We start from the raw sequence: 26,731 nt of genomic DNA on the forward strand, positions 1-26,731 counted from the left end.
GCGGGTATCTTTAGGTTAACGCCCAATTATAATGAGCCGCATGCCGCGTATCTCGACTGCTTCTCCGCGCGCTTCGCGCAACACCCGCAACGGGCCCTCGCCACTGCAGACGCGTATCTCCGCGTTGCTGCGCGAAGCCCGCTGGATCCTCTTCGCCGCCCTGGCGGCCTGGCTCACCCTGGTGCTGGCCACCTGGAGCGCCGCCGACCCGGGCTGGTCGCACTCCGTCCCCGCCGGCGTCATCCACAACAAGGGCGGGACCCTGGGCGCCTACCTGGCGGACATCCTGCTGTACCTGTTCGGTTTCTCCGCCTGGTGGTGGGTGATCCTGCTGCTGCACCGCGTGCGGGCGGGTTACCGCCGCCTTGCCAGCCATCTTCGTGTTACCAATGGTAAGCAACCTGAGGTGTTGCCGCGGGTCCACTGGGAAGAGGGCATCGGTTTCTTCCTGCTGCTGGTCGGCTCGCTGGGCATGGAAGCCCTGCGCCTGGCCAGCCGCGGCACCCACCTGCCGGGCGCCTCGGAAAGCGCCAGCGGCGCCGGCGGCGTCATCGGCCACACCCTGGCCGACCTGATGGGCCGCAGCATCGGCTTTACCGGCAGCACCCTGGCCTTTTTGGTGATGCTGGCGATCGGCCTGAGCCTGTTTTTCTCGTTCTCGTGGCTGACCGTGGCCGAGCGCGTCGGCACCTGGATCGAAGGCCTGGTGCGTCGGGTGCGCAATTCCTACGCCGCGCGCGAAGACCGCAAGGTCGGCGAGGTGGCCAAGGCCGTGCGCACCGAGCAGGTGGTGGCCAAGCAGGAAAAGCTGGTGCACGAACAACCGGTGCGCATCGAGCCGGCGATCACCGTGGTGCCCAAGTCCGAGCGCGTCGAGAAGGAAAAGCAGCAGTCGCTGTTCTTCGCGCCGCCGCCGGGCGGCGAGGGCGACCTGCCGGCCATCAGCCTGCTGGATCCGCCGCTGGCCAACCAGGAAACCGTGTCGGCCGAGACCATCGAGTTCACTTCGCGCCTGATCGAAAAGAAACTGGCCGACTTCGGCGTGTCCGTCACCGTGGTGGCGGCGCAGGCCGGTCCGGTCATCACGCGTTACGAAATCGAGCCGGCCACCGGCGTCAAGGGCAGCCAGATCGTCAACCTGGCCAAGGACCTGGCGCGCGCGCTCAGCCTGGTCAGCATCCGGGTGGTGGAAACCATTCCGGGCAAGAACCTGATGGGCCTGGAACTGCCCAACCCGCGTCGCCAGGTGGTCAAGCTGTCCGAGATCCTGGGCTCGCAGACCTACCACGCCAGCCATTCGGTGGTGACCATGGCGCTGGGCAAGGACATCGCCGGCAATCCGGTGGTGGCCGACCTGGCCAAGATGCCGCACCTGCTGGTGGCGGGCACCACCGGGTCGGGCAAGTCGGTCGGGATCAACGCCATGATCCTGTCGCTGCTGTACAAGGCCGACGCCTCGCACACCCGCCTGATCCTGATCGATCCGAAGATGCTCGAAATGAGCGTCTACGAAGGCATTCCGCACCTGCTGGCGCCGGTGGTCACGGACATGCGCCATGCCGCCAACGCGCTGAACTGGTGCGTCGGCGAGATGGAAAAGCGCTACCGCCTGATGAGCAAGATGGGCGTGCGCAACCTGGCCGGCTACAACACCAAGATCCGCGACGCGATCAAGCGCGAGGAGCCGATCCCGAACCCGTTCTCGCTGACGCCCGACCAGCCCGAGCCGCTGTCGCCGCTGCCCACCATCGTGGTGGTCATCGACGAGCTGGCCGACCTGATGATGGTGGTGGGCAAGAAGATCGAAGAACTGATCGCCCGCCTGGCGCAGAAGGCGCGCGCGGCCGGCATCCACCTGATCCTGGCGACGCAGCGTCCCAGCGTGGATGTCATCACCGGGCTGATCAAGGCCAACATTCCGACCCGCATCGCGTTCCAGGTGTCGTCCAAGATCGACTCGCGCACCATTCTCGACCAGATGGGCGCGGAGACCCTGCTGGGCCAGGGCGACATGCTCTACATGCCGCCGGGCACCGGTCTGCCGGTGCGTGTGCACGGCGCCTTCGTCAGCGACGATGAAGTGCACCGCGTGGTCGAAAGCCTGAAGGCGCAGGGCGAGCCGAACTATGTCGAGGGCCTGCTGGAAGGCGGGCTGGACGGCGACGGCGGCGAAGGCGCCAGCAGCGTCACCGGCATCGGCGGCGACGCCGAGTCGGACCCGATGTACGACCAGGCCTGCGAGGTGGTGCTCAAGCATCGCCGCGCCTCGATCTCGCTGGTGCAGCGCCATCTGCGCATTGGTTACAACCGTGCGGCGCGGTTACTGGAACAGATGGAGCAATCGGGTATCGTGTCGGCGATGCAGTCCAATGGCAACCGGGAGATCCTGGTGCCCGCCGCCGCTCGAGAGGAAGCATGATGAAGACGTTTCGTGGCCTGGCCGCCGGCCTGGCCTTCTGCCTGGTCCCGGCGTTGACGCCGGCCGCGGCGATGGCCGCCAGCGCGCAGGAACAGTTGCGCGCGTTCGTGGGGGCGGTGACGGCGGCGACGGGCGCGTTTTCCCAATACACCGTCAATACGCAGGGGCGCACGCAGCCTGCGCAGACGGGCGTGTTCTCGTTCCAGCGGCCGGGCAAGTTCAAGTGGTCGGTGCAGAAGCCCTATGAACAGTTGGTGATTTCCGACGGCAAGCAGGTGTTCCAGTTCGATCCGGATCTGGCGCAGGTGACCGAGCGGAAGGTGGATGCGGCCATCGGGACGTCGCCGGCGGCGATTCTGTTCGGTTCGGGATCGCTGGAGCAGTCGTTCGATGTGTCGGCGCTGCCGTCCAAGGATGGCATCGATTGGCTGCGGGCGAAGCCGCGCACGGCGGATGCGGGGTTTTCGCGCGTCGATATCGGGATGAAGGACAATCTGCCGGTGCGGGTGGAGCTGCTGGATTCGTTCGGGCAGACGACGCGGGTGGATCTTTCCGGGATCGTTCCTAATCCCAAGCTTGGGGAGGGGGAGTTTCGGTTTGTGGCGCCCAAGGGCGTGGATGTGGTCAAGATGTAAGGAGTCCGGCGGCGTCAGTGCTGAGTTGCTGTTGGGTTCTTGATTATTTCTTTGTTGGTCGGGCTTCGTAGGCCGCCCGTCACGGGGCGCGCAGGCGGTGAGCGCGCCAACGATTGCGGTCCGGAGCGTTCGCTCCGGACTTCCCCTTCGTCATCTTCGTTGTCGCCTGCGGCGACTGCCTTCAGATTCCCTCGGGCGCATCGACGGCGCGCTCACCGCCTGCGCGCCCCGCGCCGGGCTACCGGTTTCGAGAAATGACGCGCTGCTGGACCCTGGGGGCATGGGGGAGGTTTGCGTTGCCCGCAAAAAACGGCCGCGCGGGCGGCCGTTTTTTTCATACGTGGTGTCTTGCGTCGTGATGTGGGTCGCTGCGCGCTTGCGGCGCGGTGTGGGCGGTGTACCTGAAGCGCGCAGCGGCTGGCTTGGGCCAGGAGGGGCGCCCGGCCGTCCGAAGGCCGGGCAGCCCCCTTGGGAGGCAGCTAGCTCACGCCTTGAGCGTCGCGTCAGGTCACGGGCGCTTATACGCAACACAATCAATTTCCACCTTTGCATCCACCATCAGCGGCGACTGCACGCAGGCGCGGGCGGGGGGATTGTTGCCGAAGTATTCCTTGAAGACCTTGTTGAACGAGGGGAAGTCGCGGGCGTCGTCGAGCCAGACGCCGCAGCGCACGACGTGTTCGGGGCCGTAGCCGGCTTCCTTGAGGATGGCGAGGACCTGCTGGATGGCCTTGTGGGATTGGGCGACGGTGCCGCCTTCGATGACTTCGCCGTTTTCCATCGGGACCTGGCCCGAGACGTAGAGCCAGCCGTCGGCGGCGACGGCGCGGGCGAAGGGCATGTGGGAGCCGCCTTGGCCGGTGCCGCCGGCGACGCCGTAGCGGGTGATGCCGTTGTTGTCGGGGGTGGGGGTGGTGCTGCTCATGTCAGGGCTCCTGAAGGGCGGGGGTTGAGGCGGCGAAGCTGGCGCGCAGGTCGCCGTTGCGGGGCAGCCAGCGGCCGGCGCGGTCGCCTGTGGGTTGGCCGTGGCGGTAGGACAGGACGCCGTTGACCCAGACGGCCTCGATGCCGGCGGCGGTCTGGACGGGGGCGGCGAAGGTGGCGCGGTCGATGACGGTGGCGGGGTCGAACAGCACCAGGTCGGCGTGAAAGCCTTCGCGCACCAGGCCGCGTTCGGCCAGGCCGAAGCGGGCGGCGGACAGGCCGGTCATCTTGTGAACGGCTTCGGGCAGCGGGAACAGGCCGACGTCGCGGCTGTAGTGGCCGAGCACGCGCGGGAAGGCGCCCCACAGGCGCGGGTGCGGCATGGGGTCGTTGGGCAAGCCGTCGGAGCCGACCATGGTGAGCCGGTTCGACAGCACGCGGCGCACGTCGTCCTCGTGCATGTTGTGGTAGACGGCGCCGGCCGGTTGCAGGCGTTTCGCCGCTTCCAGCAGCGTCACGCTCCAGTCGGCGGCGATGGCGGACAGTTTGCGGCGGGCCTGTTCGGGGTGCGGCACCGACCAGGTGATGTCGATGTCGAATTCGTCGGTGACCTGCTTGAGGTCGAGCGTGGACGAGCTGGCCGAGTAGGGATAGCAGTCGCAGCCCACGTGCTGCATGCGGCCGGCGTTCTCCAGCTTGAACAGCACTTCCTTGGTGCGGCCCCAGTTGCCGGCGCCCGCGCATTTCAGGTGCGACACCACCACCGGCACGCGGGCGTGCAGGGCGATGTCGAAGGCTTCCTGCATGGCTTCCAGGATGGCGGCGAATTCCGAGCGCAGGTGGGTGGTGTAGAGCGCGCCGAATTCGTCCAGGACTTCGGCCAGCAGCTTGACCTCGGCGGTGTCGGCCTCGATCGCCGAGCCGTAGGCCAGGCCGGTGCTCAGGCCGATGGCGCCGTGCGCCAGGGCTTCGCGCAACTGGTCGCGCATGGCCATCACTTCGTTGCGCGTGGCGCTGCGGTCGAGACGGTCCATGTGGTTGTTGCGCAGGGCCGTGTGGCCGACCAGCGCGGCGACGTTCACGGCGGGCTGCGCGGCCTCGATGGCGCGGGTGTAGTCGGCGAAGGTCGGGTAGGCGAAGTCGCCGCGCTGGCCCAGCAGGTTCATCGGGTCGGGCGGCTCGCCACGCAGCGAGACCGGCGAGGCGCTGATGCCGCAGTTGCCCACCACCACCGTGGTCACGCCCTGGGACAGCTTGGGCAGCATGCCGGGCGTGCGGATGACGTTGGTGTCGTCGTGGGTGTGGACGTCTATGAAGCCGGGCGCGAGCGCCAGGCCGGCGCCGTTGATGATCTGCGCCGCCGGCCGGCCGGACAGGTCGCCGATGGCCGCGATGCGGCCGCCGGCGAGCGCCACGTCGGCGGTGTATTCGGCGCCGCCCGAGCCGTCGAGCACGCGGACATTGCCGATGAGGGTGTCGTACATCTTGGTTTCCAAATTCAATCGCCCAGCGGCAGCCGGTTGGGGCCGCCGCGATGTTCGTCCAGCGCCAGCTTGATGCGGCGCAGGCGTTCGCGGTTTTCTTCCTGGTTCAGCATGGCCAGCTCGGTCGACAGCAGGTCGATCGCCAGCATCATGGCGTAGCGCGAGGCCGAGGGCTTGTAGATGAAGTCGGTCTCGTCGGTACGGATCGGCAGCACCACGTCGGCCAGCTTGGCCAGTTCCGAGGTGGCGTCGGTGACGGCGACGATGCGGGCGCGGTACTGCTTGACGATGCGCGCCGCGCCGACGATTTCGGGCGTCAGGCCGGAGGCCGACAGGATCACCACGGCGTCGCGCTCGTCGAGCGTGGCGGCCACCATGCGCAGCAGCACGGCGTCGCTGTACACCGCGATCGGGTAGCCCAGTCGCACCAGGCGCGACTGCACTTCCTGCGCCAGCACGGCAGAGGCGCCGCCCATGCCGAACACGTAGACCATGCGGGCGCCGTCGACGATGGCGGCGGCGGCCTCGAACAGCGGCTCGGTGAAGGTCGGCAGGTGGGCGCGCAGGGTGCTTTCGATGTCGGCATAGATGCGCGCGTAGAACGTGCTTTCCTCGGCCGGCGTGCTCTGGTCCAGGAAGCGGCTGCCCACGGTGCTGGCCTGCGCCAGCTTCATCTTCAGGTCGCGGGTGTCGTCGCAGCCCACGGTGCGGGCGAAGCGCGAGATGGTGGCGATGCTGACGCCGGCCTTGGCCGCCAGTTGGTCCACGGTGGCGCTGGCGCTCCAGATGATGTTGTCCAGGATGGCGTCGGCGACCTTGCGCTCGGTCACGCTCAGGTCGTCCCGGCGGCTGCGGATCTGGAAGACGATGTCGCGGATGATGTTCATGTGGTGTTCCTGGGTCGGGGCGGGCGAGGCGCTACGCGGCCAGTTCGGCGTCGCCGAGGCGCGAACAGGCCGCGAAGTGGCCCGGTCCGACGTTGACGTCGCGCGCCTCGGTCGTGGCGCAGGCATCGATGGCGTGCGGGCAGCGGGTGCGGAAGACGCAACCCGACGGCGGGTTGACCGGGCTGGGAATGTCGCCCTTGAGCAGGATACGCGAACGCGGCGCGCGCGGATCCGGCACCGGCGCGGCCGACAGCAGCGCCCGGGTATAGGGATGGCGCGGCCGCGCGTAGACCTCGCTGGTCGGGCCGCGTTCCATGACGCGGCCCAGGTACATCACCACCACCTCGTCGCACAGGTAGTCGACCACGGCCAGGTCGTGCGCCACGAACAGCATGGTCAGCCCCAGGTCGCGCTGCAGGTCCTGCAGCAGGTTCAGCACCTGCGCCTGCACCGACACGTCCAGCGCCGACACCGGTTCGTCGGCCACGATGAAGTCGGGCTCGACCGCCAGGGCGCGGGCGATGCCGATGCGCTGGCGCTGGCCGCCGGAGAACTCGTGCGGATAACGGCGGCTGTGGTCGGCGTTCAGGCCGACGCGTTCGAGCAGTTCGCCGATGCGGGCCGCGCGGCGGTGCTGCGCGAGTCGATGGGTGTCGAGCGCTTCGCCCAGGATCTCGGCCACCGTCATGCGCGGGTTGAGGCTGGCATAGGGGTCCTGGAACACGATCTGCATGCGGCGGCGCCACGGCAGCATCTCTTTCTCGGACAGCCTGGTGATGTCCTGGCCGTCGAACAGCAGGCGGCCCGCGGTGGGCGCGAACAGGCGCAGCAGGGCGCGGCCGGTGGTGGTCTTGCCGGAGCCGGACTCGCCCACCAGGCCGACGATGGTGTTGCGCGGCACGTCGAAGCTGACGCCGTCCACCGCCCGCACCACCGGCGCGTTGCGCGCCTGCGAGGTCGGGAAGTGGACCTTCAGGTCCTCGATGCGCACCAGCGGTTCGGCGGCGCGCGCGGGTTGGGGGCTTGCGGTCATAGCGGGGTCACCTTGATGCAGCGGGCGCGGTGCTGGTCCTGCACCGCCACCAGTTCGGGCACGTCGCGACGGCAGTTGTCGTCGGCCAGCGCGCAGCGCGGCGCGAAGGTGCAGCCGGCCGGCAGCGACAGCACGCTCGGCACGTTGCCCGGGATGGCGCGCAGGCGCTCGCCCGAGGCCAGCAGCGCGGCGGTCGGCAGACAGGACAGCAGGCCTCGCGTGTACGGATGGGTGGGCTTTTCGAACAGGTCGTAGACGCCGGCGTCCTCGACCACGCGGCCGGCGTACATCACCGCCACGCGATGCGCGATCTCGGCCACCACGCCCAGGTTGTGGGTGATGAACAGGATGCTCATGTTCATCTCGGCCTGCAGTCGGCGCAGCAGGTCCAGGATCTGGGCCTGCACCGTCACGTCCAGCGCGGTGGTGGGCTCGTCGGCGATCAGCACAGCCGGGTTGCAGGCCAGCGCCAGGGCGATCATGACGCGCTGGCGCATGCCGCCCGACATCTGGTGCGGGTATTCGTTGACGCGCCGGTCGGCCGCCGGGATCTCGACGCGGTCGAGCATGTCGCGGGCGCGCTTCATGGCTGCCGCTCGCGATCCGCCTTCGTGCTGCAGCACGGCTTCGGCGATCTGGTCGCCCACCGTGTACAGCGGGTTCAGGCTGGTCATCGGCTCCTGGAAGATCATGGCGATCTCGGCGCCGCGGATGCGCCGCAGCGTGGTCGGCGAGGCGTGGGCCAGGTCGTGTTCCTGGCCGCGGCGGTCGCGAAAGCGGATCTGGCCCGCTTCGATGCGGCCGGCCGGCTTGGGCAGCAGGCCCATGATGGACAGGCTGGTGACGGATTTGCCGGAGCCGGATTCGCCGACGATGGCCAGCGTTTCGCCGCGGGCCAGGTCGAAGGTGACCCCGTCCACCGATTTGGCGACGCCGTCGCGGCTGTGGAACCAGGTCTTCAGGCCTTCCACCGACAGCACGATGTCTCGGGTGCTTGCGGTCATGATTACAGCTCCTTGCGCAGGCGCGGATCGAGCACGTCGCGCAGGCCGTCGCCGACCAGTTGCAGCGACAGCACCGACAGGACGATGGCGATGCCGGGGAAGATCATGATCCAGTCGGCCGAGCCCATGTACTGCTGGCCGGCGTTGATCATGGTGCCCCAGGTGGGGATGTCGGGCGAGACGCCCACGCCCAGGAACGACAGGCCGGCTTCGGCCAGGATCGCGTAGGCGAAGATGAAGGTGCCTTGCACCAGAATGGGCGACAGCAGGTTGCGCAGCACGTGCACGGTGACGATGCGCCAGGTCGACACGCCCAGCGCGCGGGCGGCCTCGACGAACGGCAGCTCGCGGATCACCAGCGTCGAGGCGCGCACGATGCGGGCCAGGCGCGGCGTGTAGACGATGCCCAGCGCGATCACCACGTTCACCAGCGACGGTCCCAGCGCGGCCACCAGCGAGATCGCCAGCAGGATGTCGGGAAACGCCATCATGGCGTCGATCAGGCGCGACACGAACTTGTCGGCCGAGCGGAAGAAGCCGGCGATCAGGCCCAGCGCGATGCCCAGCACGCTGGACAGGATCACCACCGAGAAGCCCACCATCAGCGACAGCCGGCCGCCGTAGATGACGCGGCTGAACACGTCGCGGCCAAAGTCGTCGGTGCCGAACCAGTGCGCGGTCCCGGGCGCCTTGAGGCGGTTCATGATGGACAGCTTGAAGGGGTCGTAGGGGCTGACCCACGGCGCCAGCAGCGCCGCGGCCACCAGCACGATCAGCACGATCAGGCTGATCAGCACGGTCTTGCGAGCCACCAGCAGGCGTAGCACCTGCCAGCGGTCCGCGCCGGCGTTAACGGTAGTTGGACTAGTCATTTCGGTCGTTTCGTTCGCAACACTTCCAAGCGGGGCCACCGCGGAGCCGGCTTTGCCGGGCCGCCCATGGCACCCCTGTGAGGGGGAGACGCCGAAGGCGGGTCGTGGGTGGGTTCATCATCAATAACGGACGCGCGGATCGACCAGCAGGTACAGCAGATCGATGAACAGGTTGATGAGCACGTAGATGGCCGCGATGATCAGCAGCGCGCCCTGGATGACGGGGTAGTCGCGGCGCAGCACGGCCGACACCACCAGGCTGCCCACGCCGGGCAGGCCGAACACGGTCTCGGTGACGACGGCGCCGCTGATCAGCAGGGCGGTGGTCAGGCCCAGCACCGTCAGGATCGGGATCAACGCATTGCGCACGGCGTGTTTGAGGATCACGCGGCTTTCCGGCAGGCCCTTGGCGCGGGCGGTGCGCACGTAGTCGTCGCGCAGCACGTCCAGCATGCTGGCGCGGATGAAGCGGGTGATCAGCGCCGAGTTCACCAGCCCCAGCACCACCGCCGGCAGCACCAGGTGCGACAGCCGCGTCGCGAACGAGGCGTCCGGGCCGCCGTAACCCGACACTGGCAGCCAGCCCAGCTTGACCGAGAACACCTGCATCAGCAGCAGCCCGAGCCAGAAGCTCGGCACGCTGGAGGTGAACATCGAGAACGACAGCACCGACTGGTCCAGCGTGGTGCCGCGCTTGACCGCCGACAGGATGCCGACCGGCAATGCGATCAGCGTGGCGATGCACAGCGACATCAGCGTCAGCAGCAGGGTCGGTTCGGCGCGGTCGGCCAAGGCCGCCAGCACCGGGTTGTTCATGAAGATGGATTGGCCCAGGTCGCCCTGGACCAGCTTGCCCAGCCACGACACATACTGCACCGCCAGCGGCTGGTCGAGCCCCAACTGGTGCTCCAGCGCGGCGATGTCGGCCTGGCTGGCCTGGGGCCCGAGCATCACGGCGGCGGGGTTGCCGGGCGTGACGCGGATGATGACGAACACGATGGTCGCGACGATGAACATCACGGCCACCAGCCCGACCAGCCGGTTCAAGAGATAACGCAACACAGTGGCATCCTAAGGATCGGCGCGCCGATGCCGGCGCTGTGGTTCAGGCGGGGCGGGCCCTGAGCGGACCGCCCCGCGGCCTGGCTTACTTCTGCGCTTTCCAGGCGTTCCAGAAGAACGGCCACGGCGCCGGCTTGACGCCTTGCAGCGACGGCGAACGGGCCGCCTGCGCATTGAAGTCGCCGACCTTCACGAACGGCACTTCGTCATACACGGCCTGCTGCACGTCGGCCCAGCGCTTGACGCGTTCTTCCTGGGTGCGGGCCTGGTTGAAGGCATCCATCACCTGCGCGCGGCGCGGCGTGTCCCACCAGCCCGGCGCGTCCTTGGACGGGAAGTCGATCAACGCGGGTTCGGGCAGGAAAACGCTGTGAGTGATGAAGATGTCCCACACGGCCGGGTCCTGGCGGCGCTGCGTCAGCGTGGCCCAGTCGACCACCTGCATGTCGACGGTGAAGCCGGCGGCCTTGAGGTATTCCGCGGCCACCAGCGCCATCTTGTAGTGGAACTCGTACTGCTGGCTGGTCAGGATGCGGATCTTCTTGTCGGCTACGTTGGCGCTGTCCAGCAGCTTCTTGGCCGCGGCGGCGTCGCCCTTGTTGTAGACCTTGCCGCCCAGCGACGTGGCCCACGGGTAGCCTTCCGGATACAGGTCGCCGTTGAGCTTGTAGAAGTCCTTGTTGCCGAACGCGGCGAACAGCATGTCCTCTTCGTTCAGCGCCAGTTGCACCGCCTGGCGCACCGCCAGGTTGGACATGATGCCCTGCTTGGTGTTGAGCACCAGGCGCGGCCAGCCGAAGGGCTTGAGCATGATCGGGTCGGAGCGGCCGCCCTTGAGCTTGTCCAGCGCTTCCACCGGCAGCGAGTCGACGTAGTCGAATTGGCCCGCGGCGGCGGCTTCGGACCGGGTGTTGGCGTTGGCGACCGGCACGAAGCGGATCTCGTCCAGGTATTGCTTGCGGGCGCCGCCGTAGCCGTCGGGCTCGCCTTCGCGCTGCTTGTAGCCCTCGAAGCGGGTCAGTTGGATGTACTGGTCCGGCACGCGCGCCTTGAGCTGGTAGGGGCCGGTGCCGACGATCTCGGTCAGCACCGGGGCGATCTTGCCCTTGGGCATGATCACGGCGGCGGCGTTGTTCATGGCCAGCAGCGCGGTCAAGGGGGCGTAGGGCTGCTTGAGCGTGATGCGGATGGTGTTGGCGTCGGGCGCCTCGATGTTGGCGATGACCTTGGCGGCCATCTTGCCGCGCGTGGCGGTCTCGGTCCAGCGCTTGAGCGAGGCCAGCACGTCCGACGAATCCATCTTGGAGCCGTCATGGAAGGTGATGCCCTGGCGCAGCGCGATGGTGTAGACCAGGCCGTCCGGCGTCACCTCGGGCATCTTGTCGGCCAGCAGCGGCGTCAGGTTCCACTTGGCGTCGAAGGTGTACAGCGTTTCGAAGAAGTGCTGCGTCAGGATGCCGACCAGGTCGGCGGTGCTGCTCATCGGGTCGAGCGTGGGCGGCTCGCCGATGGTGGCGACGGAAATCGTGCCTCCCTTGACCGGCGTGGCACAGAGGGCGGGGGACGACAATGCGGTCAAGCCAATTGCGCCGGCCACGAGCAGGCTTTTCAGCCCACCGCCTTGCCGGGAGGTGCGGAAGTTCATGATTCTCTCTCCAGAGGGTCAAAAACAGGTTGTCGCGTGATTCAGTGAAAGGCCGGTAAGGCGCCGGATGCCCGAGTTCGTTCTTGCCCCCCGGGCGCGGGGCTTGTCGGTAGCGCAACGGAACGCGCGGCCGCGCCGCGCGCAAAGGCTCAGAAAAAGGTGTCCGCGACGTCGATGACGCGGTACTGCTCGTCCACCAGCAGGACCTGGCGCCACTTGTCGAACGTCAGGCAGGGATGGGAGATGTCGAAGGCGATCATGTCGCCAACCTGGATGTCGTCGTGCTCGCCGATCTGCATGAACGCGTGCTGGTCCATCATGGCGGTGAGCTTCCATTGGGACGGCGCGGCGCCGGGCGCGCTTTGCCCGGGACGGAAATGCAGCGAAGGCGTCGGCAGGCCGGCGTCGAAGGCGGCGTCGCGCTTGCCCATGGCCACGATGGCGCGGCCAGGCTCGGGCAGCGACTGCACGTAGGCCCAGACCTGCAGCGCCGGCTGCAATCCCGGCTCCATCTTGTGGGCGACGGGATTGTTGGCATTGATGCGCTCGGCGGCCGAGCGGTAGACGCCGACGTCGTGCGACAGGTAGCAGCCGGGGCGCAGCACGACTTCCAGCGGCGCGCCGATATCCAGTTGCGAGAATTCCTCGGCCACCACGTCGAACCAGGCCGAGCCGGCGCCGGAGATCAGGGCGGGGCCGTTCTTGCGCAGGCGGCCGGCGGTCGCCAGGCCGCGCAGCGCGTCGGTGGCGCGGCGCAGGAAGGCGCGGATCGCGGTTTCCTCCTGCAGCACGCCTTCGTAGACTTCGATGCCGGCCAGCGCCAGCCCGGGCCAGCGGCCGATTTCCTCGACCACGGACTGCAATTGCGCGTCATCGCGCACGCCGGTGCGCCCGCCCTTCGGGCCCAGTTCGATCAGGACCGGCAGCACCAGGCCCTGCTCGCCGAAATAGCGGCCCAACTGGGCGGCGTTGGCGGCCGAGTCGACGATGCAGAAATAGGTGAACGCCGGATCGCGCAGCAGCTTGGCGATCAAGGCCATGTTGGCGCGGCCCACCAACTGGTTGGCCATCAGCACCCGGCGGATGCCGTGGTTATAGGCGGCCACCACCTGCGGCGCGGTCGCCAGGGTGATGCCCCAGGCGCCGTTGTCGATCTGGCGCTGGAACAGCGCGGGGCTCATGGTGGTCTTGCCGTGCGGCGCCAATTTGACGCGGTAGGCTTCCATGAAGCGCTGCATCCATTGCAGGTTGTGCCGCACCCGGGCCTCGTACAACACCGCCACCGGCAGGCTGACGTCCTCGGCCAGCAGGTTCCAGTTCAGCGCCGCCACGCCGGCGTTGGTACAGGCGGCGGGAAACGCGCCCAGGCCCTTGCCGTTGACGTCCAGGGGAGCTGCGGTGGTGGAGGAATGAGGCATGGCGCGATTCTTCTATGGAAAATATTTACGGTAAATCCGTTTTTTTTCAATTATCCTGAAAGAAATTTACAAGCGGCAGTTGGGAGTTACCCGTAGTCGGCGACCGCCATGGCGGACGCCGGCAGGCGCCGGCCAGGCGAACCGACAGGCGGCTGCACTCTCGCGGCCATTGGCGCGACAATAGGCAATCCGCGGCGATGCCTGTTTGCCGCCCCACACAAGGAAGATTCATGCTGAAAGTCGCGTTGGGCCAGTTCGCCGTCAGCCGCGTCTGGGAAGAAAACGCCCAGGTGTGCGTCGATCTCATGGCGCGCGCCCGGGATGGCGGGGCCGGCCTGCTGGTGCTTCCCGAAGGCATCCTGGCGCGTGACATCACCGATCCGCAGATCGTGCTGAAGGCCGCCCAGCCGCTGGATGGCCCCTTCATGACGCGGCTGCTCGAGGCCAGCCGCGGCTCCTCGCTGGCCACCATGATGTGCGTGCACGTCCCGACCGGCGACGGCCGGGTCTGGAACACGCTGGTCACGCTGCAGGACGGCCGCATCGTGTCGCAGTATCGCAAGCTGCACCTGTACGACGCCTTCACCATGAAGGAATCGACCAACGTCACGCCCGGCAACGACATTCCGCCGCTGCTGGAGATCGGTGGGCTGAAGGTCGGCCTCATGACCTGCTACGACGTGCGCTTCCCGGAACTGGCCCGGCGCCTGGCGCTGGACGGCGCCGACCTGCTGGCGCTGCCGGCGGCCTGGGTGCGCGGCCCGTTGAAGGAAAAGCACTGGGAAGTGCTGGTGACGGCGCGCGCGCTGGAAAACACCTGCTACGTCGCCGCCACCGGCGAGTGCGGCGAACGCAATATCGGCTGCAGCATGGTGGTGGATCCGCTGGGCGTGGTCACCGCCCAGGCCGGCGAGGCCCCGGCGCTGGTGTTCGCCGACATCGATCCCGAGCGCCTGGCGCATGCCCGCAAGGTGCTGCCGGTGCTGGCCAACCGCCGCTTCGGGACCCCGGAACTGGCCTGAAGCGACGGTTTCTCGCGGGGCTGCCGGGTGGGCCGCCGCACGCGGGTTCCCGGCCGTGCCGCCCGGGGCGCGGGGCGGCCGGACATGTTGTAATACTGGCTTGATTTCCTTGCCGTCTTCCCCCATCTGCTGCCAATGAGCAACGATCTCTTCGCGGCCGATCCCGCCCATCGGCCTTACGTGCCCCTGGCCGAACGCCTGCGCCCGCGAACGCTGGCCGACGTCGTCGGCCAGTCGCACCTGCTGGGGCCGGACAAGCCGCTGCGCGTGGCCTTCGAGTCGGGCCGCCCGCACTCCATGATCTTCTGGGGCCCGCCGGGCGTGGGCAAGACCACGCTGGCGCGCCTGATGGCCGACGGTTTCGATGCCCAGTTCATCGCCATTTCCGCCGTGCTGGGCGGCGTCAAGGACATCCGCGACGCCGTCACCGTGGCGCAGGTGGCGCAGGGCCAGGGCCGCCGCACCATCCTGTTCGTCGACGAGGTGCACCGCTTCAACAAGGCGCAGCAGGACGCGTTCCTGCCTTACGTCGAAAGCGGCCTGTTCACCTTCATCGGCGCCACCACCGAGAACCCCTCGTTCGAGGTCAACTCGGCGCTGCTGTCGCGCGCCCGCGTCTACGTGTTGCAATCGCTCACGCCCGAGGAACTGCAGCAACTGGTCGACCGCGCCATCACGGCGTTCAACGACGGCCACGAAGAGGGCGCGCGCATCCACATCGACGCAGACGCGCGCGAACAGTTGGCGGCCTGGGCCGACGGCGACGCGCGCCGCCTGATCAGCGCGGTCGAGGTGGTGGCCGAATCGGCGCAGGCCGCCGGCCGCGACACGGTCGACGCGGCCTGGCTGGAGATCTCGCTGTCGCAGAACCTGCGACGCTTCGACAAGGGCGGCGACGCCTTCTACGACCAGATCAGCGCGCTGCACAAATCGGTGCGCGGCTCCAACCCCGACGCCGCGCTGTACTGGTTCTGCCGCATGATCGACGGCGGCGCCGATCCCAAATACCTGTCGCGCCGGCTGGTGCGCATGGCGGTCGAGGACATCGGCCTGGCCGACCCGCGCGCCACCGACCTGGCGGTCAACGGCGCCGACATCTATGAACGGCTGGGTTCGCCCGAGGGCGAGCTGGCGCTGGCCCAGGCGGTGGTCTACATGGCCTGCGCGGCCAAGTCCAACGCCGTCTACAACGCCTACAACCAGGCGCGCAAATTCGCCGCCGAGCACGGCAGCGCGCCGGTCCCGATCCACCTGCGCAACGCGCCCACCAAGCTGATGAAGCAACTGGGGCACGGCAAGGCCTACCGCTACGCCCACGACGAGCCGCATGGCTACGCCGCGGACGAGCAATATTTCCCCGATGGGCTCAAGCCTTCCTTCTACCGGCCGACCGATCGCGGCCTGGAGGCTAAAATCCAGCAGAAGTTGGCATTCCTGCGCGAGCTGGACGCGCAGGAACGCGCCAAGAAACGGTAACGGGCGCCGCCCGTTGCTTCCCGCAATCTCACCGACATCACCATGCTAGACCCGATACTGCTGCGCAAAGACCTGCAAACCGTCGTAGACCGCCTCAAGAGCCGTGGCGTGTCCTTCGACACGGAACGGTTCAACGAGCTGGAGTCTCGCCGCAAGGCGGTCCAGACCGAAACCGAATCCCTGCAAGCCCGCCGCAACGCGCTGGCCAAGCAGATCGGTCAGCTCAAGGCCAAGGGCGAGGACGCCAGCGCCGTCATGGCCGAATCGCAGGCCGTGCCCGAGCGCCTGAAGCAACTGGAAGAAGAGCTGGCCGCCCTGCAGCAGCCGCTCAACGAGCTGCTCATGTCGGTGCCGAACCTGCCGCACGCCAGCGTGCCGCTGGGCGAATCCGCCGACGACAACGTCGAAGTGCGCCGCTGGCTGCCGGCCGCCGCGGGCGCCGATGGCAACCCGCCCGCGCTGCCGTTCGAGCCCCGCGACCACGTCGCGCTGGGCGAACCGCTGGGCCTGGACTTCGATACCGCCGCCAAGCTGTCGGGCGCGCGTTTCTCGTTCATGCGCGGTCCCATCGCCCGCCTGCACCGCGCGCTGGCGCAGTTCATGCTCGACCTGCAGACCGGCACGCACGGCTACACCGAGTGCTACACGCCGTATATCGTCAACGCCTCGACGCTGTACGGCACCGGCCAACTGCCCAAGTTCAAGGATGACATGTTCGCCGTGTCCAAGGGCGGCGGCGACGACGACCCCAAGGTCGACGAGCACGGCAAGCCGTTCGTGCGCGAAGACCAGTACCTGATCTCCACCTCGGAAATCACCCTGACCAGCGTGGTGCGCGACACCATCCAGGCGGCCGCCGACCTGCCGCTCAAGCTCACCGCCCACACGCCGTGCTTCCGTTCCGAAGCGGGCAGCGGCGGCCGCGACACGCGCGGCATGATCCGCCAGCACCAGTTCGACAAGGTTGAAATGGTGCAGGTCACGCAGCCCGACCAATCCTACGAAGCACTGGAGGACATGGTCGGTCACGCCGAGCGCGTGCTGCAATTGCTGGGGCTGCCGTACCGGGTGATGCTGCTGTGCACCGGCGACATGGGTTTCGGCTCGGCCAAGACCTACGACCTGGAGGTCTGGCTGCCGGCGCAGAACACCTGGCGCGAGATCTCGTCGGTGTCCAACTGCGAAACGTTCCAGGCCCGCCGCATGCAGGCGCGTTTCCGCAACGCGCAGGGCAAGCCGGAATACGTGCATACCCTGAACGGCTCCGGCCTGGCCGTGGGCCGTGCCCTGGTGGCGGTGTTGGAAAACCACCAGCAGGCCGACGGCAGCATCGTGGTTCCGCAGGCGCTGCAACCTTACATGGGCGGCCTGACGGTATTGAAGCCCTGACGCCCGGCTGAGCGATCCGGCAATAAAAAAACGGAGCCCGCGGGCTCCGTTTTTTATTGCCGCTCGGCGTGGGCACGCCGCTTGCTGAGGATGCAAGTCGGCCACATGGTGGATGGGGCGGAAAACGCGGCCTATTTATGATCGAGACATATTCCTGTCGTCTCGATGGATTATGTTGGCGACGCCAGTACTGGATTTTGATGTGAGCAATTGTGTATTTTCAATAAAAGGGCCGGATAGTTCGGCACAATACACCTGCGTTCAACGCGCTTCATTCACATAAATAACAAGGAGTTGTCCATGACTTCAAGAATGATTGGAGATTTTCGTGTGAGATGCTCTGTGGCTCAAGATGACGAGCAGGGCTACCGTGTGCAGATATGGACCCGCCGGGTAGGCGGAACCGCGCCGGAAAAATGCTGGACGGTGCCCGGACAGGCGCCGTTCAACAGCTTGCACGAAGCGGAACAGGAAAGCCGGCAATTGTTTGAAGAAATAAACGGCGTTCGTTTCAACGGTGAACCGGAGTTTGCGCATGCGTCCGCATAATGGTTGGTGGCGGGCGTCGAGTGCTCCGCGTCGTTGGATCGATCTTGTTCAGGAAGCGCCGCGTTGGGCCGCAGGCAAGCCCGTCGCGGTGCCGCAGCAGCCGCCCGCCGTCACGGCGGGCAAACCCGTCCAGGCCCCTGTCGCCTGACGTGCCTTCCATGGGGTACCGGAAATTACCCTGTGGAAAAAAGGCCACTCGCAAGAGTGGCCTTTGTATTTATTGCGGTGGGCTGGGAGCCCCGCGGCATCAACGGTGCCAGCCGCCGCGGCCGTGATAGTAGCCGCGATCGGGGCCGCGCCAGTGGCCATGCGGACCCCAGTAGCCGCCGCCGCGGATGTAGACCGGGGCCGGATAGACCACCGGGGGCGCCACGTAGACGGGCGCCGGACGGTAGTAGACGGGGGGCGGGGGAGCGTAGACCGGCGCCGGCGCCACGTAGACGGGCGCGGGCGCGGCGTAGACCGGAGCCGGGTACACCACCCCGGGCACGCCGATCGAGATGCCGACATCCACCCGGGCCAACGCGACGCTGGAGATCAGCAGACCCGCGACACCTGCCCCTGCGATGAGCCATTTTTTCATGTTGCACCTGCCTGCTGCGTGACGCAGCAAAGTTGAGTATTCGTTGACGCTATTTTCGGTCTTTTCGGATCGGCAGGGGTAAGCGGGCGGCCCTCAATAGCGACAATCCGCAACGGGGGCGGGGCGACGAACGTTCCCCATGCTGCGTCGCGGCAGGCCGGCTTCACTCTGGTAAACCCCCGTCTGAAATCGACTGAAATAAGGTGGAATGCGGTGAAGCGGGGGCGGCGAGTTACAGGCAGTCACGATCCTGGGGCCTGATTTCCCCTGGCAGCAACACCGGTGCGCCAGCGCCAGTCGGTTGGCGGCCTGGAGCGGACTGGCAGGGCCGGCGGACGCCTAGGCCTCTTGCGGCTGCTGGCAGCGGAATTCGACCACCCACACCCAGGGGTTGGCGGCCCAGGCGTGCGCGCCATAGCGTTCGCACCAGGTCAAGGCAAAGGCCGTCTGCAGGGGAACGCCGGGCAACAGCGCCGACGATTGGTAGAGCGCCTGGGTGCCTTCGGCGCGCGCGTCGGCGTCCGACAATTTTTGCAGGCGCTGGATGCGCACGCCCACGATTACGGCGGTGGCGAAGGGCTTGCCGGATTCGTCTTCGAGCGTGATGCTCTCGCCCGACCGGCCATAGGGGCAGGTGACCCACGGCGAGGTTTTGCGCAATTCGGTCGCGCCTTCGCGGGTCGGGCCCATGGCCACCCATTTGCCGGAATCCGCCGCATCGGCATACCAGGCGGTCGTCAGCTTGGTGGGCTGCGGTTTGACGATGCGCCGGGTTTGCACCTTATAACCATCCAGGATGGCTTGCTTGAGCGGCTCGCTGAATTGGAGTGCTTGCCTTTTCATACCTGTTGTTCCCCTCACGTTCGACGCTTGCATACCAGCAGTGCTGTGGCCGCGTCGACACGTGCCAACATGGCGGGTTATCCGAAACCTCGCATGGAACAGTATGACGCGTGGCAATCGCCGTGTCAGGCAAACGGTTACTAGTGTGTCTTTTTGAATACGTTCCAAGGTTGTTTGTATACTCGACGTATGAATACTGACCTGCACGATCTCAAGCCCGGTTACTACTGGTACACCATGGCCAACGACCCGCTGGCCGTCATCCACATACACGACGACGGCGGCGCCACGTTGATGGGCACCGACTATCGCCTCGGCGCCGAAGGCGTGGCGGACATGATCCGCCAGGGCCAGCGCTTCTTCTGGATCGAACCGCCGCAGCAGGCCTGATCCGGCGCGGCCGCCCGACGCGGGCAGGCGAGGCCGAGGACCTATCCATGACCGACATGTTGTTAAACGACGTTCGACTGCCCGATGGCGCGGCGGTCGACGTAGCGATATCCCGCGGCCGTATCGAACGCGTCGGACCGAATCTGCAGGCGCCGGCCCATGTGGCGCGGGAAGCGGGTGCCGGCCTGTTGCTGCTGCCCGGTCTGGTCGAGGGGCACACGCACCTGGACAAGACCACCTGGGAATCCCCCTGGTATGTGAATCAGGTGGGGCCGGCGTTGACCGACCGTATCGACAACGAGCGGGCCTGGCGCGCCGCCAGCGGCCATGACGCCGCCAGCCACTCGCGCGCGTTGGCGCTGGCCTTCCTGCGCGAAGGCACTATGCGCATCCGCAGCCACGTCGACGTCGATACCGATGCCGGACTGCGCCATCTGGAGGCGGTGCACGCCACCCGCGAGGCACTGGCCGGCCTGATCGAGATCCAGACCGTGGCGTTTCCGCAGTCAGGGTTGCTGGGGCGGCCAGGCACGGCCGCGCTGTTGGACTTGGCCCTGGCGCAAGGCGCGGATGTGCTGGGCGGGCTGGATCCCTGCGCCATCGACCGCGACCCGGCACAATCGCTCGACGTGCTGTTCGGCTTGGCGGACAAGCATGGCAAACCCCTCGATATCCACTTGCATGAGCCCGGCGACCTGGGCGCGTTTTCGCTCGACCTGATCCTGGATCGGGTGCAGGCGCTGGACATGCGCGGCCGTGTCGTCGTCAGCCATGCCTTCTGCCTGGGCGGTGTGGATGCCAGGCGTCTGGATGGGCTGCTCAAGCGGCTGGCCGCGCTGGAGGTGGCGGTATTGACCACCGCGCCGCCGTCGCGGCCAGTTCCGCCGTTGCGTGCCTGCCGCGAGGCCGGCGTGACGCTGTTCGGCGGCAACGACGGCATCCGCGACACCTGGACGCCGTACGGCAGCCCCGACATGCTGGCGCGTGCCATGATGATCGGGTTGCGCAACGACCTGCGCCGCGACGACGAGATCGGCTGGGCGTTCGATTGCGTCAGCGGCGCCGCGGCGCGCGCCTGTGGCTTCGCCGACTACGGACTGACGCCCGGCGCCCGCGCCGACCTGGTGCTGGTGGCGGCCAGCGGCGTGGCCGAAGCCGTGGCGCAGCGCGTCCCGCGTCGCCTGGTGATTTCGGGCGGTGCGGTGGTGGCGCGTGACGGCCGCTTGCTGGATAGCGTGGCGGCGTAGGCATCGCCTGGCCGTCAGCGGTCCGCCGCCGCCTGGCTCTGCGCCAGTTCCACGAATACCCGCATCAATTCAGAGCGCACGCCGGAGCGCGGCCAGAGCGCGCCGACCGTGCGCACGGGGCATGGCGCAGGCAGCGGCCAGCGCCTGACTGGCGCCGACGCGCCAGTGGTGGCCCAGTCGGGCAATAGCGCCACCCCCAATCCTTCCGACACCAGCTTGGCGATCGAGTCGATGCCGTCCAGCTCGAAGCGCACGTGTGGCCGCAGGTCACGGGCGCGCAGGTAGTCGTCGGCCATGCGGCCGCCCACCACGCTGCGGTCGTAGCGGATATAGGGCTCGCGCGCGATCACCGCCAGCGGGTCGCGCACCGCCATGTCGGCCGGCGTCACCAGCACCAGCGGTTCGCGCCGCAGGTCGCGCCAGACACAGGACTTGGGCAGCGCGAACAGCGGATGCACCAGCAGCGCGCCATCCAGTTCGCCGGCCAGCACCTTGCTGTAGAGCAGGGTGGTGGGCGCCGGTTCGATGTAGATCTCGATGTGGGGATAACGCGCCGCCCAGGTGCGCAGCACCGGCGGCATGATGCCGGTCAGCGCGGTGGGCGTGGCGCCCAGGCGCAAGGGGCCGGCCGGCAGGTCGGACTCGGTTGCCGCCGAACGCAGGTCGCGCAGGTCGCGCAGCACGTTGCGGGCGCGCTCCAGGATGCGGGTGCCGGCGGCGGTGGGCTTGACGGTGCGGCCCGAGCGGGCGATCAGCGCGCTGCCCATGTCGGCTTCCAGCGCGCGCAGGCGCTGCTGCACGGTGGCCGGCGTCAGCCCCTGGTGGCGCGCGGCCTGCGCGATGGAGCCCAGTTCCACCACATGTACATAGGTCTGCAGGAATCTCGAATCCATCGGCGGGCGCTCATAGAAGATGCTTTTTACATATTCTAAAGATGGATGAAAATAATTGTTTGTTTCTTTGATGGCGGCAAGAATGCGCTTGAGCGTTGCGCCAGCGCAAGGCGCGCCGGCAGCGCGACCCGCACTATTCCCGTTATCAGGAGCCAGCCGTGCCCATCATTGAATCCATCGACGTTTGCGCCGCCGCGGTGCCCTTGGACAAGGTCACCTCGTTTTCGAACCGCACCGTCTCCACCCGCCATTACGGACTGGTCAAGGTCCGCAGCGCCGATGGCGTCGAAGGCATCGGTTTCTGCTATGTCGGCAGCGCTGGCGGCGCGATCTTCGAGGCCGCCGTGCAGAGCCTGCTGGCGCCGGTGCTGCTGGGCAAGGACTCGCACGCGGTCGAAGGACTGTGGCAGGCGATGTACCAGGAAGCGTTGCTGCAGGGGCGCCAGGGCACGGTGATGCGCGCGCTCAGCGCGCTCGACATCGCGCTGTGGGACCTGAACGCCAAGACGGCGGGGCTGCCGCTGCACAAGTTCCTGGGCGCGGTCGAGCTGGAGTCGGTGCCGGCCTATGCCAGCGGCGGCTACTACCTGGATGGCAAGACGCCGCAGCACCTGGGCGAGGAAATGGCCAGCTACGTGGCCAAGGGCTTCTCCGCCGTCAAGATGAAGACCGGGCGCCTGTCGCCGCGCGAGGAAGAGGCGCGGCTGAAGGCGGCGCGCGAGGCCGTCGGGCCGGATGTCGAGCTGATGATGGACTGCAACAACGCCTGGCAGGACGTGACCCAGGCCATGCAGTACATCCGCCGCTTCGAGCAGTACGAGCCGTACTTCATCGAGGAGCCGTTCGGCCCCGATGACATCGACAGCCACGCCAAGCTGGCGCGCCTGACGCACCTGCCCATCGCCACCGCCGAGATCGGCTATGGCCGCTGGTATCACAAGGAGCTGCTGGACAAGGGCGCGGCCGGTATCCTGCAGACCGACGCGGCGGTGTGCGGCGGCATCACCGAATGGAAGCGCATCGCGGCGACCGCGGCGAGCTATGGCGTGGTGGTGTGCCCGCACTGGTTCCACGACGTGCACGCGCCGCTGGTGGCCGCCACGCCCAATGCGCGTTATGTTGAATTTTTCTGGGACGACCAGGTCCTGAATTTCCGCAAGCTGGTGGACCGCCAACTGACCCACAAACAGGGGCGTGTGGTGCTGCACCAGGAGCCGGGGCTGGGATTCGGTTTCGATGAACGCATGGTCGAGCGCTACGGCAAGTGGACCCGCGTCGGCCGCTGACAGGAGAGTTTTCATGAGCACACGCGCCGCTGACCGGCCGCAAGGCGTCTATTCCCCGGTCCTCACGCCCTTCAACGCGGACCTGTCGCCCAGCGTGCCGCGCTTCGTCGGGCATTGCCGCGCCCTGCTGGAACAGGGCGCGGGGCTGGCGATCTTCGGCACCAACTCCGAGGCCAATTCGCTCAGCGTGGCGGAAAAGCGCCATCTGCTGGATGCGTTGCTGGATGCCGGCCTGCCGGCCGCGCGCATGATGCCCGGCACCGGCGCCTGCGCGTTGCCCGACGCGGTGGAGCTGACCCGTCATGCGGTCGAGGCCGGCTGCGGCGGGGTGCTCATGCTGCCGCCGTTCTACTACAAGGGCGTCAGCGACGAGGGCCTGTTCCGCGCCTTCGCCCACGTGATCGAGCGGGTGGCCGACGAACGCCTGCGCATCTACCTGTATCACATCCCGCCGGTGTCGGGCGTGCCGATCAGCCTGGGCCTGATCGATCGGCTGCTGGGCGAATTTCCCGGCATCGTCGCTGGCATCAAGGACAGTTCCGGCGACTGGAACAATACCGCGGCCATGCTGCGCGACTTCCAGCCGCGCGGCTTCGACGTGTTCGCCGGCACCGAAACGGTGTTGCTGGAAACGATGCGGGCCGGCGGCGCGGGTTGCATCACCGCCACCGGCAACGTCAATGCAAGCCCGATCGTCGCGTTGTACCGGTCGTGGCGCGAGGCCGGCGCCGAGGACCGGCAGCGCGCCTTGAACGAGACCCGCGCCATTTTCCAGTCGTACCCGATGATCCCGGCCATGAAAGCCGCGATCGCGCAGCGGCGCAACGATCCGGTGTGGGCCACGGTCCGGCCGCCGCTGGTGGAGCTGGACGCCGCGCAGTCGGCGCAACTGGCCCAGCGGCTGGCGGCCCCCGCCGCCTGACCGCGCCAGCAGGACCCGCAGGACGCCGCGGCCCAGCCGGCCGCGGCCGGCAAGGCTTACCAACAGTCGCCGGGCATGGACCCGGCGCGCGAGGAGACAACCATGCAACGCAGGGAATTCATTACCGGCGCCGCGGCGCTGGGGGCGGCGCTCGTCCTGCCGTCGGCCAGGGCGCAGCAACCGCTGCCGCCGGGCCCGGTCAAGATCGTGGTGGGATTTCCGGCGGGCGGCGGCACCGATGTGCTGGCGCGCCTGCTGGGCCAGAAGCTGGGCGTGATGTGGGGCATCCCGGTGATCGTCGAGAACCGCGCCGGCGCGGCCGGCATCATCGCCGCCGAGCAGGTGGCGCGCCAGCCTCCCGATGGCAACACGCTGCTGATGGCGCACGTCAACAGCCACGGCATCGCGCCCGGCCTGCAGCCCAGGCTGGCCTATTCGGCCGAGCGCGATTTCTCGCCGATCGCGCTGGTGGGCAAGACGCCTACGCTGCTGATTGGCGGCGCGGCGCAGCCGGCCAAGACCCTGCCCGAGCTGGTGGCGCTGTGTCGCGCGCAGCCCGGCAAGATCATCTTCGGCTCGGCCGGCAGCGGGTCGGCGCAGCATCTGGCGCTGGAGATCTTCAAGGCCCGCGCCGGCATCGACGTGCTGCACGTGCCCTACAAGGGCTCGGCGCCGCTGATGAACGACCTGCTGGGCGGCCACGTGCAGTACTGCTTCGAGGGCATGACCACGGCCACGCCGCTGATCCAGTCCGGCAAGGTGCTGGCCTTGGCCCAGACGCTGCGGCAGCGTTCCAGGAGCCAGCCCGACGTGCCGACGGTGGCCGAGCAGGGCTATCCCGGGTTCGAGGCCAGCATCTGGTTCGGCATGGTGGGCCCGGCCAACATGCCCGCCGACATGGTCGCGCGCATGAACCAGGACATCGACCGCGTCCTGGCCATGGCCGACGTGCAGGAAAAGCTGGCGCAGGTCGGCGCGGAAGACGGTGGCGGCAGCGTGCAGCGCTTCGCCGACTTCATGCGCGACGAGCAGCGCAAGTACGCCAAGACCATCCAGGACGCTAAGATCGTGGCCGAGGGGTAGGGGCAGGACTTGCGGCAAGAAGGCAAAGAAAAAGGCCAATCCCGGGGGATTGGCCTTTTTTTGAATACTGGCGGAGAGGGTGGGATTCGAACCCACGGTACGGGGATACCGTACGCCTGATTTCGAGTCAGGTACATTCGACCACTCTGCCACCTCTCCGTGGCTGGATTCCGCAACGGTGAAATTCCAGTGGCCGGTTCAGGGCGAGCCCATCAGCGGTTCCTGGTTTCCCACGATCAGATTCCTGGCCGGAAGAATCTGCGTTGTCGGAGCAGCGAAGCCCGCAATTCTACAGCAAAAAAAAGTTTTGTGTAAAGCCTTTCGATGTTGGGCGCTTCAGACGGTTTCCCCGGCTTCCCGCATGGGTAATCTTTGCGCAGAATCGGACTGTCTCGAATTGCACGCTTCGCGCCGATGAATCTGATCCTCATCCTGTTGCTGGCCGCCGTCCTGTGCGTGCCTCTGACCCAGCGGCTGGGGCTGGGCGCGATCCCGGGCTACCTGCTGGCCGGCGTGCTGGTGGGGCCGTCGTGCCTGAAGCTGGTGACCGACGTGGGCGACATGGTCAATGTGTCGCAGTGGGGCGTGGTGATGATGCTGTTCATCATCGGGCTGGAACTGGCGCCCCGGCGCCTGTGGGCCATGCGTCATGAAGTGTTCACCCTGGGGGCGTCGCAGATGCTGGCCTGCGGGCTGCTGCTGGGGCTGGTGTTCGGCGCCGCGCTGCGCCATCTGGCCGGCATGGGCTGGCAGGCGGCGGTGTTGTGCGGGCTGTCGCTGGCCCTGTCGTCCACCGCGGTGGCCATGCGGCTATTGGAGGAGCGCGGCCTGACGCGCACGCCGATGGGGCGCTCGGCGCTGGGAGTGCTGCTGTTCCAGGACATGGCGGCGATCCCGATGCTGGTGGCGGCCGGGCTGCTGGGCAGTGGCGCCGCATCCGAGCCGTCCTTCAAGGAGGCCTTGATCGCGGTGGCGGTGGTGGCGGTGGCCTACCGGTTGCGGCTGCTGGGCTGGGCCGCCAAGGCGCAGTTGAAGGAGTTGTTCACGGCGGCGGCGCTGCTGATGGTGATCGGCACCGCCCAGTTGTTCAACTACGCCGGCCTGTCGGCCGGCCTGGGCGGCTTCCTGGTGGGGGTGCTGATGGCCGAGTCGCGCTATCGCGACGAACTGGAAAACGCCATCGAGCCGTTCAAGGGCCTGCTGCTGGGCCTGTTCTTCGTCGCGATCGGCATGTCCGTGAACCTGCACGTGGTGGCGGATCACTGGGCTTTCATCCTGGCGGGCGTGACGGCGCTGCTGCTGGTCAAGGCGCTAGTGCTGTATGGCTTTGCGCGGTTCCTGGGCCTGCCGCGCTATCACCGCCTGCTGTTCGCCATGGTGCTGGCGCAGGGCGGCGAATTCAGCTTCGCCATCTTCAACGAAGCCTGGAGCAACCGTTTGATGGACCTGGACCAGCGCGACGTGCTGGCAGTGGTGGTGGCGGTGTCGATGGGCGTGGTGCCGATCCTCATCAAGCTGCTCGAGCGCGTGCCGGAGCGCCTCGGGGGCATGGCGGACCTGCCGCCGCCGCCGCCCGCCGAGACGGCGCAGGACCGGTCGGATTCCGCGCCGCCGCCGAGCCAGGCGGAGCCATCGGATTCCCCATCGCCGCGGCCTTGACCCCGC

General features: G+C 67.6%; 24 protein-coding genes and 1 tRNA gene. 12 read left to right on the forward strand and 13 right to left on the reverse strand.

Features of this window, described 5'->3' with window-relative positions:
* The first annotated feature begins 40 nt into the window (after positions 1–40).
* Positions 41–2,419: a DNA translocase FtsK gene (locus tag SB816_RS16145; protein WP_116793613.1), complete on the forward strand. Its 2,379-nt coding sequence runs from the start codon at positions 41–43 to the stop codon at positions 2,417–2,419.
* Positions 2,419–3,054, forward strand: coding sequence for an outer membrane lipoprotein chaperone LolA (gene lolA, locus SB816_RS16150; RefSeq protein WP_410547353.1), 636 nt, complete (start codon positions 2,419–2,421; stop codon positions 3,052–3,054). The genes SB816_RS16145 and lolA overlap by 1 nt, the downstream gene beginning before the upstream one ends.
* 508 nt (positions 3,055–3,562) lie before the next feature.
* On the opposite strand, the gene SB816_RS16155 is transcribed toward lolA, so the two are convergent.
* The 9 genes from SB816_RS16155 to SB816_RS16195 all read right to left on the reverse strand — a co-directional run bounded on the left by SB816_RS16155 (position 3,563) and on the right by SB816_RS16195 (position 13,383).
* Entirely contained in the window at positions 3,563–3,979 is a 417-nt protein-coding gene (locus SB816_RS16155; RefSeq protein WP_047992528.1) for a RidA family protein, read from the reverse strand.
* Position 3,980: 1 nt separating this feature from the next.
* On the reverse strand, positions 3,981–5,462 hold the full coding sequence (locus SB816_RS16160) for an N-acyl-D-amino-acid deacylase family protein (RefSeq protein WP_410547282.1): 1,482 nt from the start codon (positions 5,460–5,462) through the stop codon (positions 3,981–3,983).
* Between the two features lie 14 nt (positions 5,463–5,476).
* Positions 5,477–6,349 (reverse strand): MurR/RpiR family transcriptional regulator, encoded by an 873-nt coding sequence (locus tag SB816_RS16165; protein ID WP_049071791.1) that lies wholly within the window; start codon positions 6,347–6,349, stop codon positions 5,477–5,479.
* A gap of 31 nt (positions 6,350–6,380) precedes the next feature.
* Complete coding sequence (locus SB816_RS16170) at positions 6,381–7,382, reverse strand: ABC transporter ATP-binding protein (protein WP_068980382.1); 1,002 nt, start codon at positions 7,380–7,382, stop codon at positions 6,381–6,383.
* On the reverse strand, positions 7,379–8,386 hold the full coding sequence (locus SB816_RS16175) for an ABC transporter ATP-binding protein (protein WP_064524653.1): 1,008 nt from the start codon (positions 8,384–8,386) through the stop codon (positions 7,379–7,381). The genes SB816_RS16170 and SB816_RS16175 overlap by 4 nt, the downstream gene beginning before the upstream one ends.
* A 2-nt stretch (positions 8,387–8,388) precedes the next feature.
* Entirely contained in the window at positions 8,389–9,258 is an 870-nt protein-coding gene (locus SB816_RS16180; RefSeq protein ID WP_064524652.1) for an ABC transporter permease, read from the reverse strand.
* 120 nt (positions 9,259–9,378) lie between these two features.
* On the reverse strand, positions 9,379–10,320 hold the full coding sequence (locus SB816_RS16185; RefSeq protein ID WP_410547283.1) for an ABC transporter permease: 942 nt from the start codon (positions 10,318–10,320) through the stop codon (positions 9,379–9,381).
* A gap of 85 nt (positions 10,321–10,405) precedes the next feature.
* Positions 10,406–11,965 carry an ABC transporter substrate-binding protein gene (locus SB816_RS16190; RefSeq protein ID WP_049071798.1) on the reverse strand — a complete coding sequence of 520 codons (1,560 nt, stop codon included), beginning with the start codon at positions 11,963–11,965 and terminating at the stop codon, positions 10,406–10,408.
* 149 nt (positions 11,966–12,114) lie between these two features.
* Positions 12,115–13,383: an amino acid deaminase gene (locus tag SB816_RS16195; RefSeq protein ID WP_144655865.1), complete on the reverse strand. Its 1,269-nt coding sequence runs from the start codon at positions 13,381–13,383 to the stop codon at positions 12,115–12,117.
* 230 nt (positions 13,384–13,613) lie between these two features.
* On the opposite strand from SB816_RS16195, the gene SB816_RS16200 reads away from it, so the two are divergent.
* The 4 genes from SB816_RS16200 (at position 13,614) to SB816_RS16215 (ending at position 17,819) form a co-directional block, all read left to right on the forward strand.
* The gene (locus SB816_RS16200; protein ID WP_081273456.1) at positions 13,614–14,405 is read left to right on the forward strand and encodes a deaminated glutathione amidase; all 792 of its coding nucleotides are present in this window, start codon (positions 13,614–13,616) and stop codon (positions 14,403–14,405) included.
* A gap of 135 nt (positions 14,406–14,540) precedes the next feature.
* Positions 14,541–15,881, forward strand: coding sequence for a replication-associated recombination protein A (locus tag SB816_RS16205; RefSeq protein ID WP_049071800.1), 1,341 nt, complete (start codon positions 14,541–14,543; stop codon positions 15,879–15,881).
* A gap of 42 nt (positions 15,882–15,923) precedes the next feature.
* Positions 15,924–17,270 (forward strand): serine--tRNA ligase, encoded by a 1,347-nt coding sequence (gene serS, locus SB816_RS16210; protein WP_064524647.1) that lies wholly within the window; start codon positions 15,924–15,926, stop codon positions 17,268–17,270.
* A gap of 300 nt (positions 17,271–17,570) precedes the next feature.
* Positions 17,571–17,819 (forward strand): hypothetical protein, encoded by a 249-nt coding sequence (locus SB816_RS16215; protein ID WP_080977324.1) that lies wholly within the window; start codon positions 17,571–17,573, stop codon positions 17,817–17,819.
* Between the two features lie 247 nt (positions 17,820–18,066).
* Here SB816_RS16215 and SB816_RS16220 read toward each other — a convergent pair whose 3' ends face one another.
* On the reverse strand, positions 18,067–18,402 hold the full coding sequence (locus SB816_RS16220) for a virulence factor (protein ID WP_144655867.1): 336 nt from the start codon (positions 18,400–18,402) through the stop codon (positions 18,067–18,069).
* A gap of 339 nt (positions 18,403–18,741) precedes the next feature.
* A complete protein-coding gene (locus SB816_RS16225; RefSeq protein WP_054501703.1) occupies positions 18,742–19,245 on the reverse strand; it encodes an ASCH domain-containing protein in 504 nt (167 codons plus the stop codon).
* A 189-nt stretch (positions 19,246–19,434) separates the two neighbouring features.
* Here SB816_RS16225 and SB816_RS16230 point away from each other — a divergent pair, with 189 nt between their 5' ends.
* Positions 19,435–19,635 carry a hypothetical protein gene (locus SB816_RS16230; RefSeq protein WP_049071804.1) on the forward strand — a complete coding sequence of 67 codons (201 nt, stop codon included), beginning with the start codon at positions 19,435–19,437 and terminating at the stop codon, positions 19,633–19,635.
* Positions 19,636–19,682: 47 nt separating this feature from the next.
* Positions 19,683–20,882 (forward strand): amidohydrolase family protein, encoded by a 1,200-nt coding sequence (locus SB816_RS16235; protein WP_064524643.1) that lies wholly within the window; start codon positions 19,683–19,685, stop codon positions 20,880–20,882.
* Between the two features lie 14 nt (positions 20,883–20,896).
* Here SB816_RS16235 and SB816_RS16240 read toward each other — a convergent pair whose 3' ends face one another.
* Entirely contained in the window at positions 20,897–21,775 is an 879-nt protein-coding gene (locus SB816_RS16240) for a LysR family transcriptional regulator (RefSeq protein WP_116793619.1), read from the reverse strand.
* Between the two features lie 158 nt (positions 21,776–21,933).
* Between SB816_RS16240 and SB816_RS16245 the strand changes: the two genes are divergently transcribed.
* From SB816_RS16245 to SB816_RS16255, 3 genes are all read left to right on the forward strand, one after another.
* The gene (locus SB816_RS16245; protein WP_054501959.1) at positions 21,934–23,061 is read left to right on the forward strand and encodes a mandelate racemase/muconate lactonizing enzyme family protein; all 1,128 of its coding nucleotides are present in this window, start codon (positions 21,934–21,936) and stop codon (positions 23,059–23,061) included.
* Positions 23,062–23,074: 13 nt separating this feature from the next.
* A complete protein-coding gene (locus SB816_RS16250; RefSeq protein ID WP_054501700.1) occupies positions 23,075–23,983 on the forward strand; it encodes a dihydrodipicolinate synthase family protein in 909 nt (302 codons plus the stop codon).
* Positions 23,984–24,085: 102 nt separating this feature from the next.
* Positions 24,086–25,066, forward strand: a complete 981-nt coding sequence (locus tag SB816_RS16255) for a Bug family tripartite tricarboxylate transporter substrate binding protein (protein WP_144655872.1) — start codon at positions 24,086–24,088, stop codon at positions 25,064–25,066.
* A gap of 68 nt (positions 25,067–25,134) precedes the next feature.
* Here the strand turns inward: SB816_RS16255 and SB816_RS16260 are convergent.
* Positions 25,135–25,225, reverse strand: a tRNA-Ser gene (locus SB816_RS16260).
* A 255-nt stretch (positions 25,226–25,480) separates the two neighbouring features.
* Between SB816_RS16260 and SB816_RS16265 the strand changes: the two genes are divergently transcribed.
* Positions 25,481–26,725: a cation:proton antiporter gene (locus SB816_RS16265; RefSeq protein ID WP_410547284.1), complete on the forward strand. Its 1,245-nt coding sequence runs from the start codon at positions 25,481–25,483 to the stop codon at positions 26,723–26,725.
* Positions 26,726–26,731: the final 6 nt, after the last annotated feature.

It is taken from the genome of Achromobacter sp. SIMBA_011 (assembly GCF_046535435.1).
Taxonomy (GTDB): Bacteria; Pseudomonadota; Gammaproteobacteria; order Burkholderiales; family Burkholderiaceae_B; genus Achromobacter; species Achromobacter dolens.